This is a genomic window from Thiohalocapsa halophila (assembly GCF_016583825.1).
GTDB classification, from domain to species: Bacteria; Pseudomonadota; Gammaproteobacteria; order Chromatiales; family Chromatiaceae; genus Thiohalocapsa; species Thiohalocapsa halophila.
Genome location: NZ_NRRV01000067.1, coordinates 15,548 through 28,505, shown reverse-complemented (window position 1 = coordinate 28,505; position 12,958 = coordinate 15,548). Strand labels below are relative to the sequence as shown.

16 protein-coding genes and 1 tRNA gene are annotated in these 12,958 nt (G+C 69.7%); 5 read left to right on the top strand and 12 right to left on the bottom strand.

From position 1 onward, the window contains the following. Together CKO31_RS20910 and CKO31_RS20905 are read left to right on the top strand one after the other, a co-directional pair. The coding region (locus CKO31_RS20910; RefSeq protein WP_207148073.1) for a YcjF family protein at nt 1–690 on the top strand (690 nt) is incomplete at its 5' end. Nucleotides 691–794: 104 nt separating this feature from the next. Further along, complete coding sequence (locus CKO31_RS20905) at nt 795–2,807, top strand: HAD-IC family P-type ATPase (protein WP_200241085.1); 2,013 nt, start codon at nt 795–797, stop codon at nt 2,805–2,807. 47 nt (nt 2,808–2,854) lie between these two features. Here the strand turns inward: CKO31_RS20905 and CKO31_RS20900 are convergent, their stop codons facing one another. From CKO31_RS20900 to lexA (CKO31_RS20890), 3 genes are all read right to left on the bottom strand, one after another. After that, nucleotides 2,855–3,328 carry a hypothetical protein gene (locus CKO31_RS20900; protein WP_200241083.1) on the bottom strand — a complete coding sequence of 158 codons (474 nt, stop codon included), beginning with the start codon at nt 3,326–3,328 and terminating at the stop codon, nt 2,855–2,857. Nucleotides 3,329–3,647: 319 nt separating this feature from the next. Next, nucleotides 3,648–4,028 carry a site-specific integrase gene (locus CKO31_RS20895; RefSeq protein ID WP_200241076.1) on the bottom strand — a complete coding sequence of 127 codons (381 nt, stop codon included), beginning with the start codon at nt 4,026–4,028 and terminating at the stop codon, nt 3,648–3,650. A gap of 269 nt (nt 4,029–4,297) precedes the next feature. Next, complete coding sequence (gene lexA / locus CKO31_RS20890; RefSeq protein ID WP_200241074.1) at nt 4,298–4,771, bottom strand: transcriptional repressor LexA; 474 nt, start codon at nt 4,769–4,771, stop codon at nt 4,298–4,300. A gap of 100 nt (nt 4,772–4,871) precedes the next feature. Here lexA (CKO31_RS20890) and lexA (CKO31_RS20885) point away from each other — a divergent pair, with 100 nt between their 5' ends. Then, nucleotides 4,872–5,495: a transcriptional repressor LexA gene (gene lexA / locus CKO31_RS20885; protein WP_200241073.1), complete on the top strand. Its 624-nt coding sequence runs from the start codon at nt 4,872–4,874 to the stop codon at nt 5,493–5,495. A 60-nt stretch (nt 5,496–5,555) separates the two neighbouring features. Here the strand turns inward: lexA (CKO31_RS20885) and CKO31_RS20880 are convergent, their stop codons facing one another. Further along, nucleotides 5,556–5,801, bottom strand: coding sequence for a DUF4102 domain-containing protein (locus CKO31_RS20880; protein ID WP_200241071.1), 246 nt, complete (start codon nt 5,799–5,801; stop codon nt 5,556–5,558). 248 nt (nt 5,802–6,049) lie between these two features. Between CKO31_RS20880 and CKO31_RS20875 the strand changes: the two genes are divergently transcribed. Next, nucleotides 6,050–6,111, top strand: a tRNA-Ser gene (locus CKO31_RS20875). A 60-nt stretch (nt 6,112–6,171) separates the two neighbouring features. Here CKO31_RS20875 and CKO31_RS20870 read toward each other — a convergent pair. Continuing rightward, nucleotides 6,172–6,771 (bottom strand): hypothetical protein, encoded by a 600-nt coding sequence (locus CKO31_RS20870; RefSeq protein WP_200241069.1) that lies wholly within the window; start codon nt 6,769–6,771, stop codon nt 6,172–6,174. Here CKO31_RS20870 and CKO31_RS20865 point away from each other — a divergent pair. Continuing rightward, nucleotides 6,743–6,916, top strand: coding sequence for a hypothetical protein (locus tag CKO31_RS20865; protein WP_200241068.1), 174 nt, complete (start codon nt 6,743–6,745; stop codon nt 6,914–6,916). The genes CKO31_RS20870 and CKO31_RS20865 overlap by 29 nt on opposite strands. Before the next feature lie 540 nt (nt 6,917–7,456). Here CKO31_RS20865 and CKO31_RS20860 read toward each other — a convergent pair. The 7 genes from CKO31_RS20860 to CKO31_RS20835 all read right to left on the bottom strand — a co-directional run bounded on the left by CKO31_RS20860 (nt 7,457) and on the right by CKO31_RS20835 (nt 12,942). Further along, entirely contained in the window at nt 7,457–7,762 is a 306-nt protein-coding gene (locus CKO31_RS20860) for a hypothetical protein (protein WP_200241067.1), read from the bottom strand. A gap of 310 nt (nt 7,763–8,072) precedes the next feature. Continuing rightward, nucleotides 8,073–8,537, bottom strand: a complete 465-nt coding sequence (locus CKO31_RS26990) for an AAA-type ATPase lid domain-containing protein (RefSeq protein ID WP_498370620.1) — start codon at nt 8,535–8,537, stop codon at nt 8,073–8,075. Further along, nucleotides 8,455–9,441 (bottom strand): sigma 54-interacting transcriptional regulator, encoded by a 987-nt coding sequence (locus tag CKO31_RS26985; RefSeq protein ID WP_242475549.1) that lies wholly within the window; start codon nt 9,439–9,441, stop codon nt 8,455–8,457. Before CKO31_RS26985 ends, CKO31_RS26990 begins: the two co-directional genes overlap by 83 nt. Before the next feature lie 185 nt (nt 9,442–9,626). Next, nucleotides 9,627–10,085, bottom strand: a complete 459-nt coding sequence (locus tag CKO31_RS20850; protein WP_200241065.1) for a MerC domain-containing protein — start codon at nt 10,083–10,085, stop codon at nt 9,627–9,629. Nucleotides 10,086–10,190: 105 nt separating this feature from the next. Continuing rightward, nucleotides 10,191–10,406, bottom strand: a complete 216-nt coding sequence (locus tag CKO31_RS20845; RefSeq protein WP_200241063.1) for an FmdB family zinc ribbon protein — start codon at nt 10,404–10,406, stop codon at nt 10,191–10,193. A gap of 85 nt (nt 10,407–10,491) precedes the next feature. After that, on the bottom strand, nt 10,492–11,145 hold the full coding sequence (locus CKO31_RS20840; RefSeq protein WP_200241061.1) for a beta-class carbonic anhydrase: 654 nt from the start codon (nt 11,143–11,145) through the stop codon (nt 10,492–10,494). Between the two features lie 396 nt (nt 11,146–11,541). After that, nucleotides 11,542–12,942 (bottom strand): FAD-dependent oxidoreductase, encoded by a 1,401-nt coding sequence (locus CKO31_RS20835; protein ID WP_200241059.1) that lies wholly within the window; start codon nt 12,940–12,942, stop codon nt 11,542–11,544. Nucleotides 12,943–12,958 lie beyond the last annotated feature (16 nt).

Genomic DNA, 12,958 nt, shown 5'->3' with positions numbered 1-12,958 from the left:
ACCCCCAACCGCCACCAGGAGACGCACGCGATGACCGAACAAGCACAGCCGGACGGCGCCGCCGCCGCCGGGACCGCCGCGGCCGACGCCGCCGGCGCTGAGCCGCAGGCGCCCGAGGCACGGCACGCCGCCGCGGAGCATCTGGTCCAGCAATACACCCTTGGCGCCATGGCCGTCGCCTTGGTGCCGGTGCCGCTGCTGGACCTCGCGGCGCTGGTGGCGGTACAGCTCAAGATGCTGCACGGCCTGGCCGGGGTCTACGACATCGAGTTCAAGGCGGACCTGGGTCGCTCCGCCGTCGCCAGCCTCGTCGGCAGCGTGCTGCCCACCTCCGCGGCGCCGACCCTGGCCGCGAGCCTCGGCAAGCTGATTCCCATCTCGGGTCAAATACTCGGCGGCGGCACACTGGTGATCCTCAACGGCGCGGCAACCTTCGCCCTCGGCAAGGTGTTCATTCAGCATTTCGCCGCCGGCGGCACCTTCCTGACCTTCGACCCGGAGGTGGTGCGCGACTACTTCGAGCAGCAATTCGAGGCCGGCAAGGGGGTGGCCGCGGAGCTCAGACCCAAGGCCCGGCGCCATGCCGGCAAGGCCCGCGGCGGCGACACGGCATCCACAGAGGCAGCGACGGGCGCACCGGCCGATGGCGCCTCAGGTACTTCCGCAGCAGGAAGCCCGGCGAGCGAATGACGGCGCCTCTGCTGCGTCGCGCGGCTGGCTCGGCGCGCCCCGCGCGCCTCGCCCCCGGGGGCCTGCTGCGGCGCTGTCCACAACCGCGCCCCGGGGTTTGAGCCATGGCGTTGGTTCAGGTGGGGCTGGCGCTCGGCACCTATGCCGGCCAGCGCGTCGCCGAGCGCAGCCAGCGCCCGCGCCGGCTGCGGCGGCTGCTGCGCGGGCGGGGCTGGGACCGGTCCGGGCGGCAGCCCGACGCGGAGGCCGACGCGCAGGCGCTGACGCGGCGCCGTGCCGACCTGCACGTCGGCAACTGGGCACTGGCGCTCTGTGTCGGCAGCTATGCCCTGCCGGTCCTGACGCCGGCGGCCGTGGCGGTCACCATCTACAGTATGCTGCCGCTGTTGCGGGCAGGCGAGCGCAGCCTGGTGCGCGAGGGCCGGGTGGGCGACGACGCGGTCAATGTCGTGGTCTGCGTCGGCGCGCTGGGGCTCGGTCAGCCCTTGGCCGCCGCGGTGCAGTGCTGGATCTACCACGCAGCCGACGTCGCAGTGCTGGGCAGCCGCGAGCGGGCGCGCCGCCTGCTCGATGCCGGGCTGCCGGCACCGACACGGGTGCGCGTGCTGCACGGCGACACCGAGGTGCCCACGGCCGTGGATGGGCTGCGCCCCGGCGACCTCGTGGCGCTGGCCACCGGCGAGCCGGTGCCGGTGGACGGACGCATCGAATGCGGCAGCATCAGCGTCGATCAGCAGCGGCTCACCGGGGAGTCCGTGCCGCGACCGCTGGGGCCGGGAGATCCGGTGTATGCGGGCACCCTGGTCCTGCACGGCGAGGCGCGGGTGCGGGTGGCGGTCGCCGGCCGCGACACCCGGCTGGCGCGGGTGCAGCGCATCCTGCGCGAGGGGGCCGGCCATCATACGCGGCTGCAATTGCAGGCGGAGGCCATCGCCGATGCCACCGCGCTGCCGCTGCTGGGTGCGAGCGCCCTGGTCTGGCCCGTCATCGGCCCGTCGGCGGCGCTGGCGATACTGTTCAGCGCGCCCATCAATGCAGTGCGGGCCGCCGGCGCGCTGGCCGTCTCCAACCAGCAGAGCGCGCTGCTGCGCGAGGGTGTGCTGGTGAAGGACGGCCGGGCCCTGGAGGCCTTGGCGCAGGTGGATACGGTGCTGTTCGACAAGACCGGCACCCTCACCGCCGACGCGCTCCAGGTCTCCGAGGTCATCGCCACCGGCGACTGGGTGCCGGCCCGCGTCCTGGCGGCGGCGGCGGCTGCCGAGGCCAGGCTCACGCATCCTCTGGCGCAGGCCCTGGTGGCGGCGGCCGCGCAGCGTGCGGACTGCCCGCCGGTGCAGGCCACGGCGACGGACTTCCGCGTCGGCTTCGGTGTCAGCGCCGTCATCGACGGCGAGCGGGTGCTGGTGGGCGGTCGCCGTCACCTGCATGCTGCCGGCATCCCCATCGATCAGCGCGCCCAGCGCGCGCTCGCCGCCGCCGAGGTGCAGGGGGAGACGGCTTTGCTGGTGGCGGATGCGGCGGCGGTGCAGGGCGTCATCAGTCTGCGTGCCTGCGAGCGCCCCGAGTCAGTAGGTATCCTGCACTTCCTTCAGGACCAGGGCGTCGCGCAGCTGGCGCTGGTCTCCGGCGATGCCGAGCAGCCCACCCGCGTCCAGGCCCAGGCGCTCGGCCTGACGGAGGCGTACAGCAATGTCCTGCCCGAGGGGAAGGCCGACCTGGTGCGCCGGCTGCAAGCGGCGGGCCGCCGCGTCTGCTTCATCGGCGACGGCGTCAATGATGCCCTGGCCATGCGCCAGGCCGACTGCGCCATCTCCCTGCACGGCGCCGCCGACCTGGCCACGGACACCGCCGGCATCCTGCTGCTCGACGGCGGCCTGCGTCGGCTGCCCCGGGTGGTTGTCACCGCCCGCGCGCAGCAGGCGCAGCTGCGGCGGGTGCTGACCTACTGGGGCGGTTATGCCGTGGTGAACACTGCGCTGAATCTCGGCTTGCGCTTGGGTGTGCTGCCCTCGTCGCTGTTGTTCGGGGCCGTGTTCGGCGTCGGACTGCTGGCGACGCGGGCGCCCCGGCTGGGATCGGCCCACCAGAGCCGCGACGGCGCACATCACGGCGGGTGAGCCCGGAGCAGGCGCCGAGGGTTGTGACCGTGCGCCTGCGCGGTGCCCTAGTCACCGCCCTGGTCACCCCGCACGCCGGCCGCGCCGTCGCCGCGCTGGTGCTGCCAGAGCCGCCGGCGACGGAACCGCATCAGATCCGCATCGGCGTCCACGGCGGCCTTGCAGGCCAAGCAGTAGTGTGTCACCAGTGATCGCAGCTGCGCCTCAAGCGCAGGCCATGCCTCGAGCTCGCCGTCGACGAGCCAGGCCAGGTCGATCTCGAAGTCCGTGCAGAAGCCGGCCACCTGCTCGGTGAGGGCCTCGCGACCCACGGCGTCCAGGTCTTCGATCCAGGCCCGCAGACCGCCGTCAGGGAGCTGCCCGTCGGCCAGTGCCCAGGCGCTGAAGCGCTCGGCGAGGGCGCGCCTGTCGGCACCACTGAGGCGGCGCGCCCCGTCACGCATCCAGCCGCCGAGGTCCGCGGCGAAGTCCTGCATCTCAGTGGCCATGTCCGCCAGGCGGGACCGCGGTATCGCTCGCATGGTTGCCGGTTACTCCAGTTCGGTTGCACGGCAGTCGATGCCGCTTCCAGCACCCCAGATTAGGCGACCTGGTCCCACATCGCCAGTCTGACCGGGCGGCGTTCGCTGCCGAGGCTTGGCGAGCACAACGGAAGCTTTGGCGTCGGCAAGGTCTTGGCGCCGCCCGTGCCGCATGGGGCGCGCGCGCAGCAGTGCATTGCGGCGCAGCGAGCAACTCCCGCCGACATTTATCTCGCCGTAGAAAGTCTCGGACCACGGTAGCGACGGCAGGGCGCAACGGCGTACAACGTTTTTTGCGCCCTTTGCCCATGCAGCAAACCTAGGCGGTGCCGTTGAGCGCGACATCACGGCTGCGCAAGGCACGCAGCTCGCTGTTGCGCAACCTGGTTTGGACCGCGACAAGCAAGAGCGTGTGGTCGCGCCGACCGATCCACGTCGAGCGGTCCGGTGCAGCCAGGAGCCCGGCGGTTTGCTGTTCGTTGAAAAGGGTAACCGAACGCTTGGGATATCGCTTGGTTGGGATGACCAGGACTTGCTGGCATAGCAGAGGGCGCTGTGGCGCCTCATAGCAGGCGAAGCGAAAGAACGCATGCCGGGCAGCCAGCCGGTTGTTCCCGGTTTTCACGCAGTTGCCGCATTGGTGTTCCAGATGAATGAGGAAGGCACTCAGGAGCGGCGCATGCAGATCCTTAAGTCGCAAACGGTAACGGTTGCTCGGACATGTCGTCTCTCCGCTGATCTGGCGTTGTTGCCAGACTGGTCGGCAAACCCTTCGAGCGCCCTGCGGCGCCTATCTCTCGTTGGCACGCGGCATAAGCAAGGACGCGGCATAACGCTGGCGAGGGGCGGTGGCGAAGTACGGCAACCGGATTCCGCCGTTTCGGGAGACCCGGGCCTACGTGCGGCGAGTGCTGGAGTATCTCGGCGCGGCTTGAAAGGTCGGTACCGCTGGCCTGCAGCGGCAGGCGGTCATCCCTGGCGGATCACGCCGGCGACGATGCCGAGGATCTGCAGCTCCTCGTGACGCAGATAGATCGGGTCCATGTCCGGATTCGCCGGCTGCAGCCGGATGCCCTCCCGCTCGACGAAGAAGCGCTTCAGGGTCACGCGCTCGCCGTTGATCATGGCGACCACGGATTCACCGTTCTCGGCGGTCTCGCGGCGCTCGACGATGATGATGTCGCCGTCCTGGATCTGATCATCGATCATCGAGTGTCCGCGCACCCGAAGCGCATAGCTGTTCTTGACGACCCGCCGGTGCAGCAGGTGGCTGGGCACGCGCACGGCCTCGCGATCCGCCGGCGTCTCGATGGGCTGGCCGGCGGTAACATAGCCGAGCAGCGGCAGCTCAACGCCGGTATCGAGCTCCAGATCCAGCGGTTTCAGCGCCGGGTCCCAGGTGGGATGGCTGCGTTTCGGGCAGAGGTAGGTGACGGTCTGCATGACGAGTACCCCGACGCGTGCGCGTGGTTGGACCGAACGGTTCTCTATTTGTTCTCCACTAGCGTAGCATAGACGGGGAGAACCAACAGGAAACAGTTCGATGGCCCTGACGCGACGACAACAGGAGATCCTCGATCGGCTGCGCCGGCGCGAGGACGCGGGCGCGCCGGCGCCGACGCTGGATGAGCTCTGCGGGCTGCTGGGGCTCCGCTCGCGGGGCTCGCTGCACAAGCACATCCAGGCCCTGGTCGCAGCCGGTCTCGTGGAACCGCTGCACGGCCAGCATCGCGGCGTGCGATTGGTGGCGCAGCCCGCGCGCGAGCCGGCACCAGAGCCGGCGCATGAGGATCTCCTGCCGCTGCTGGGCACCATCGCCGCCGGCCGGCCCATCGAGGCCATCGCCGAGCCCGAGCAGATCGCGGTGCCGTCGCACCTGCGCAGCGACCGGCCGTGCTATGTCCTGCAGATCGCGGGGGATTCGCTGTGCGAGGCCGGCATCCTCGACGGCGACTATGTCGTTATCGAGCAGCGCGATCATGCCCGCAACGGCGAGATCGTCGTCGCGCTGATTCGGGGCGAGGACGTGACCCTCAAACGCATCCTGCAGGAGTCGGGCCGCGTGCTGCTCTATCCCGAGAACAGCGCGATGCAGGCCATGGAATATCACCCGGACGAGGTGCTGATCCAGGGTGTCTTGGTCGGACAGATGCGGCGGTATCGATAAGCCGCGGCCGGGAGTCCTGCGAAGACCCCAAGCTGACATGTCTGTCGGAGTCCGCCGCAGTCAGATCGCGAGCTCCGCCCAGAGCGGATCGTGATCCGAGTCAACCGCATAGAGGTACGCGCGGAGATCCTTCTCGCCTGCCACATACAGCTTCGACAGTTCGCCGGCCTTAGAGCGAGCCTGCGCTAACGTCAGACCAACGGTGCCGTTCTCATCGTAATGTCCAAGCGGCAGCGCGTAGCGAGAGCCGTCGGGCTGCGTGTACCGAAAGTACGCGCGGATGACTCCCCCGGTGCGACGGAACATCAGGGTACCGGCTCCGCGAGCGCCGCCGCCAGACAGCCACACCCCAGGGGCGAGCACCCGCAAAGCCCTTACGGTAACCATGGTCGCTCCTCTTGCATAACAGGCTCGTAGCCGTTTGGTAGCCGTTTGACGCTGGCTGCCACAGGGCATCATGACTCGCCAATGGACTGGGAGCAACCATATCCATCTGTTTTGGCTTGATTATTCTTTACATGTTGGACGTGTGGGGATGTTGAAGGACTCTCGATGCGAAGTAAAAAACTGACTTTTAATCAGGTGGTCGATGGCTCGAGTCCATCAGGGCGCACCATCACATCGAAGGGACAGGCGAAGGCCTGTCCCTTTTTTGTTTCCTACGCGTCAGGCCTGCTCAGAGGCCGTGAAGCCACGCCTTTGCCGTGAGTCGGAGCTCGGTGCTGAGGTCCATGAGCCCGGCGGGATCCCAGAGCCCCCAGCTGCCGACGGCTGCGAGCCCAACGCCGAGTGTCGCGCCCAAGGCCGCGAAGGCATAACCGGGCAAGGCCAGGAGGACGCGCAAGCCTTCGTGCGAGCCGTCACTGGCCTGCTGCACCAAAGCGGCAGCGGAGGTGAAGAACAGCGCCACGCCGCCGGCGATCAGCCAGGCGCCCGGCTGCATCACGAACGCCTTGAGCGCTGCTTGCTGCCCGAGCGTGATGCCGACGCCGCCGGCTGTCAGGGCCAAGCCTGTCAGTACCAGGAGGATGCCCCACAACACCGCCGCTGCGCCCGTGTAGCGGTGGGTCATGAACCTCGCCTCACCGTGGAGGAAGATCAGGCGCCGGCGGCGGATGGCGTTGGCGCCGCCCCAGACAACGCCGGCGCCGATGACGATGACACCGAGACCCAGCAGTAGCGGCGAGTCATATTGCTTGCCCGCACCGGCGATGATCGCGCCGGCGAGCAGGATGAGCACCTCTGCGATGGTTTTCTTCGTGAAGCTGATGGACATGGCGAGCGCGGGGGCGGCGGGGCTCCGTCAGGCGGTGGCGGCGATGCTCGGGCTGCTGGGCGGCCGCAGGACCCTGGCAGCGGTGTGCCCGGTCGCGGTGCGATGGATCAAGAACAGGGGAGGGGACGGTGGCCTCGTGCGCTGATGGAGAGACTTGGATACCGTTGCGGCTCGTTGGGGTCATCGAACCTTAGTCACGGCGGTGATGACGGTTACGACAAGGAACGGTGGTGGGGGAATCGGCAGCGCCGCGCCAGGGGAGCGCCGATTCGCTCGGGTTTCCCGTGCGGGGCAGCATGTCCTGCCATATTCAGCGACCTAAGTCGCTGGAAATGCAGGAACCCGGAAACCGCCCCGTTCGGAATCAGCCGGGTTCCGTCCGATTATTGGCTAGGATGGCCAATAAATCGGCGTCTCCCCAGGCCGTTGAACTACCGTTTCGGAAGCGGCTGCGGAGCTGGCTCCCCCTTTCCCCGGAAGACGGCCTTAATCACAACTCCGACCACCGACGGCTCTAGCTCCGACGCGCCCGCTCCGGAGATTGGGCAAGTATTCGCCGCCGGCCGGGCTGAGGCAGAGGCCCGACGCCCCGCTTGTCGTCACCGCCTGATTGTCGGGCCTCCTTGCGTCGGCCCGACCTACGCCAAGGCGCGTGCGGGCTCGGCGCCTCTGCGCCGCTCGCGTGTCAATCGTCCCAATCATCATCGCGGTCGCGCCGGTAGCGGCGCTCGCGATCTTTGTAACGGTACTTGCGGTCACGGTAATACCGGCGGTCTTCGTATCCGTCCGTGGCCACCGCGGAGCCGAGCGCAGCGCCGAGTCCGCTGCCGAGAATGGCGCCTGAGCGGCCCCCCAGCTCTGAGCCGAGGTAGCCGCCCACAGCCCCTGCCAAACCGCCGCCGACCGCGGCGCGGATGCTTTGATCGTCGGCCAATGCCGAGGTGGCAGGTAGAGCGACGAGCAGGACCAGCGCCTGGAAAGCTTCTTTCATTCGATCTGCTCCGGTTGAAGCCGCCTGCGGTTGGGCGGGGCGATTGTCGATACGAGCCGAGCCCCGCCTTGTGGAAGTCGAGATTAGGGCTTTCCCGTACAACGGTCAAGACGACCCGAGGCGCCGGCCGGCGACAGGGCCGCTCCGCTCCGCCGCAAGTCGTTGATCGAAAAGCTTGCGCCCATCAATGCCCAATGCTGGCGCGGCCTCGATGAGCCAGGTTGCCGTCACGGCTCCGCCGGGGGTGGTCAGCCCGGCGGCGGGCCCGGTCTCGCGTCGGGCGCCGAGCCAGTGGGCGGGGTGCGGGGCCTCAACCCTGCACCGCCGAGTCGCCCGCCTGCGTGGGTCGGAACTGACGCGGGTCGATGCCGTGCTTGCGCAGCTTCTGATGCACCGCCCGCGGGCTGATGCCGATGTGTCGGGCGACGGCGGTGACGTTGCCGTGCATGCGCGTGAGCGCCGCGCGAATGAGCTCTTTCTCGGTGTCCAGGGCGGCTTGTTTGGTGAGGGTCCGCAGGCTGCTGTGTTGTCCGGCGGATTCGGGCGCCGGCGCGGTGAGGGCCTGCGGCGACGCGTCCGGGAGCTTGTCCGTCAGCAGGGGCAGGGTTTCGATGACCGGGCCGCGGGCGAACAGGAAGGCGCGCTCCAGCACGTTCTCCAGCTCGCGGATGTTGCCGGGCCAGTGATAGCGGCTAACCTGCTGCCAGGCGCGCTCGCCCAGCACCTTGCGACTCTGGCCGTGCTGTTCGGCGATCCGCCGCAGCAGATGGTGCACCAGGGCATTCAAGTCGTCGCGGCGCTCCCGCAGGGGCGGGATGCAGATGGGCACCACACAGGACGCTCTCCACCAGATTCTCGGCGATGGCGCCGGCATTGACGGCCACGAGGTTGCGCGCACTGCGCGGACTGAGCGCGTGCACGGCATGGGCGACGATCTCCTTGCCGACGCCGGTCTCGCCGGTGATGAGCACCGTGGCGGTGGTCCGGGCGACGATCTCCACCGCCTCCAGGGCCTGACGCATGGCCGCGCTTTCAGCGATGATCTTCGGGCCGCCCTTGTCCTGGGCGTCGGTGCCATGGGCGCTCATGCACCAGACATGGTGGATCTTCTCTTCCACCCGATCCCGCAGCTGTGTGGCGGCGGCCTGGCTGACGACGCGCCCGTTGTCGTTGTGGTACTCGTCTCCGGGCTGGCCGCGGGCGCTGTCGCGATCCGTATAGATGCAGACCTCGCAGCCGTCGTCGCCGGTGGCGATGCGCCGGCGCAGCTCCACCTTGGCATAGCCGAAGTTGCGCGCCGCGATGCCGCCGAAGACGCTCGCGGTCATGCGGCAGAGCTCCGGTGCCTGCTTGACCATGTCGCCGAAAGGGCAACGGCTGTTGACCACCCGCACCGCGCCCGGGTCACTGGAGGCGCGGGAGAAGTTGCCGCCGATCTGGTTCTTGATGCTCAGGATGAGGTCGGCGTACTGGTCCAGATCGATGGGCCCGTCCAGGCCCTGTTGCCGGCGGCAGGCCTCTTCGAAGCAGGCGCCGGCGGTGAGGCCGATGTGCTCGACATGGTCCAGCCCGTCCTCGCACTGGGCGCAGCCGAGCCGTTTGGCCGCCCGCAGGCTTTGTACTGCGAAGGTCTGCAGGAAGGCGATGGGGGTCAGCTGCGGCGCGGATGGTTGGTGCATGGGCAGTCACCCCTGACGCGTCGGGCGTCGGTGGGCGGGGCGACTGCATGAGGCCGGTGCCTCCATTTTTCGGGTCGGACCGGGCCGGCCCGAACCCCGCGGGTTGAAGAAAAGGCCGCGGGCACGGCGGTCCGGGGCCTGACGGAGCGTCAGCCGGGCCGCCATGACCGCAGCAGCAAGAACTATCACCTAGCGGGAGCCTCGGCAATAGCGGTGCCGCAGGGCGCACCGCCGCAGACGCGGCAGACCTTACAGAGATAGCCGTTACGCAGATGGGCGGTGATCAGCAGGGCGCCGCCGAGCAGTGTCAGGGCCTTTTCCGCGCCCTCGCCGAGGGTCCCCGGCGGCAACACCACGCCCGCGGACAAGAGTCCGAAGCCCAGCAAGGCCAGCAGCACCACCGGCCATCGACGATGCCGCCGATAGCCGGGGATGAAGGCCAGGAGGCCGATGCACAGGATGGCGACGGCGAATGCCGTATGGGCGGGGCGCTCGAGCAGTTCCGCGGCGGGCAGCGCCACGGCCATGACGGGCGTTGCGACGCAGTGCAGGATGCAGAGCAGCGAGGCGCCGACACCGGCGAGGTCCCAGCGCGCCAGTGCCGGGCGTGCCCCGGATGGCGGATCGATGGTCAGCGTATTCATGGTCTTGTCTCCTCAGCGTGACGCCCCGTCTGCGCTCGGCGGTGAATCGAGGGAAACGCCGATGCAGCGTCGTCTCCCGAGCAGGCAGTGGGCGGTTCGTGTCGATCAAGGACAGCAGCGACAGCCCTTGCCGCATTCCGGCAGCGATCGGGCGGCGGCGTCCCGGCCGCGGGCGGCGAAGCCGTGCATGGCCGGGGCCTGCAGCAGCATCCGACGCAGCCCGCCGCCGCAGTGGTCGCAGGCGGGCGGCGTCGCACCGATGGCATGGCGGGCCTCCAGCCGGGAGCCGCAGCGGGTGCATTGATAGTCATAGGTGGGCATGGTGGCTCGCTCCGGCGTGCTGAATGAGCGTGCGTCCGCCGGCTGCCGGGCAGCCGGCGAGCGCGCGGCGCTCGCGGGTTGCGAGCTAGCTCCAGCGCGGCGGCTGTGGCCCCTGCACGCCCATGGTGGCGGTGGAGTACTGGGTGCGGGCGCGGGCGTCTGCGTCCGTGGTGGGCGCCCGCAGCCGGCGGAGCTCGGTCTCCCAGATCCAGCCGCTGATGGTGATGTCGTCCGGAATGAGCGGGTGATTGCGCAGATAGTCGACGCACTTGAGGCAGGTCTCGTCGACGTCGTCCATCATGCCGATCCACTTGCCGAAGGCCCCGGGCTGCAGGCTCAGCTCCGGCAGGGAGGGGTCCACCGGCACGGCGTCCGTGTCCACGCCCTTGGCCTGCAGTGCCGCCACCAGGTCGTTGCCGTTCGCGGAGAGCATGCCGCAGCCGGTGTGCTGCAGGACGATGATCTCCTTGGTGCCGAAGAAGTTGATGGTGAGCATCGCCGAGCGGATGGCGTCGTCGGTGACGATGCCGCCGGCGTTGCGGAACAGATGCGCATCGCCGCCGCCCACGGGCGAGTCGGCGCGGATGCCGAGCGCCTCGTCCACCGGCAGGCGCTCGTCCATGCAGGTCAGTACCCAGAGTCGGCGCATATTCGGCCCGTCGGCCCCGAACTGGCGGCGTATCGCCCAGCGGTCGTATTCGGCGACGCGCGTCTCGAGCTCGTCTTTCAGTGTGGCCATGGAGTCACTCCTCGTTTCGCTTCGCTTGGTGGTGTCACCGCCGGCTGGCGGCGCAGGGGCTGAAGCAGCCCCCATGCCACTTAAGAGAAGGTATAAGAATCAGCGACTTACGAGGGTTTTCCGGCGCAGCAGGGGATGCCGTGCTTCGCACCACTGGGGCCTAATTCCGAGAAAAGCGATCAGGAACAGGCCTGTGGGGCGCAGAACCTTGGCTTCACACTGCGAAGCACTGCTTCTCGGTTCGCCCGTGGGGCCGTGGCGACGGGGGTTGTCGCGAAGCTGTGGATTTGGCGAGCGTTCGCGCTGGGGCCGCCCGGGAGCAGCCGCCGCAGATCGGGCCGCCGCAGGTGGCCGGACGCTCAGGCTGAGCGCACGGCTAGCCGCGCGGACCGCTGCTCAGCCGAAATGGGTGCGGTAGAGCTCGGTGCCGAGCTGGGCGTAGCTGCCGGTGAGGACGAAGGCCGGCTCGGTGCCGGTGTGCTCCAGGCGGGTGCCGTCGGCGCCGTCGCTGACGCGCTGCCAGTGCGCGGCGTCGGCGCCGGCGGCGATCTGGCCGTTACAGACGCTGATGGGCAGGCTCGGGGTCTTGATGCGCACCAGCGGCGGCAGCGGCAGGAAGGGCGCGTCTTCGCCCGCGATGTCCGCAGCGATGGCCTCGGCCTGGCGGCGGATGGGCTCGATGTAGCTGAAGCAGCGGCCTTCCACTTCGGCGCAGTCGCCGAGGGCGTAGACATCGGGCAGCGACGTGCGCAGCCGGCGGTCGGCGACGATGCCGCGCTGCACGGCGATGCCGGCGCGGGCGGCGGGCTCCGTGATGGGCAGGAGACCGGCGGCGGAGAGCACCAGGTCCGTGGCGATGGTGGTGCCGTCGGCGAGGGTGGCGCGTAGCGCGCCGTCGGCGTGGTCCACCCGAGCCAGCGTTTGGCCGAGCCGCCAGTCGACGCCCTTGGTGTCGAAGCGCTCGCGCAGGCGCTCGGCGACGTCCGCCGGCAGCAGCGCCGCCAGGGGGCGCTGGCCGGGGTCGACGATGCTCACGCGATGCCCGGCTGCCGTCAGGTCGTCGGCCAGCTCGCAGCCGATGAGGCCGGCGCCAAGCAGGGTGATGTGCCGGTGGCCGCCGTCCAGGCGCTGGCGCAGGTCGCGGTAGCTGCGCAGATCATTGACGCGCAGCACCGCGTCGGCGGCATCGCCGTCGATGTCCAGGCGACGCTGGCGCGCACCCAATGCGAGCACGAGCCGGCCGTAGGCGATGCCGCCGCGGGCGGTGATGAGCCGGCGCTTGGCGGGGTCGAGCTTGAGCACCCGGGTGCGGGTCAGCACCTCGATGCCGAGCTCGGCGGCGCGCTCCTCGGCGCTGGCGTCTACCAGTTCAGCCGGCGCCCGGCCGTGGGCGAGGGCCGTGGACAGCGACGGCTTGGCGTAGACGGCGCCCTCGCAGGCGGTCACCAGCAGGATGGGCAGCGACGGGTCCCGGCGCCGGGCGGCCTCGGCCACGGACCAGCCGGCGACGCCGGCGCCGACGATGATCAGGTGCTCGGCGCTGCGGAAGCGCCGGCTGCGGTGCTTGCCGCTCCCCGCGCTCTCCGCCGGGCCGGGGAGGTCCGAGACCGCGGCGGGGGCGTCGGGCAGGGGCCGCAGGTCCGCCTTGCGCAGCCCGCACAGGGGGCATTGCCAGTCGTCCGGCATGTCTTCGTAGCGGGTGCCCGGCGGCAGCCCGCCGTCGGGGTCCCCCTTGGCCTCGTCATAGATATAACCGCAGGCATCGCAAACCCACTTGCGGTAGGGGGCGTCGGTCATGGGTACGGCTCCGGGC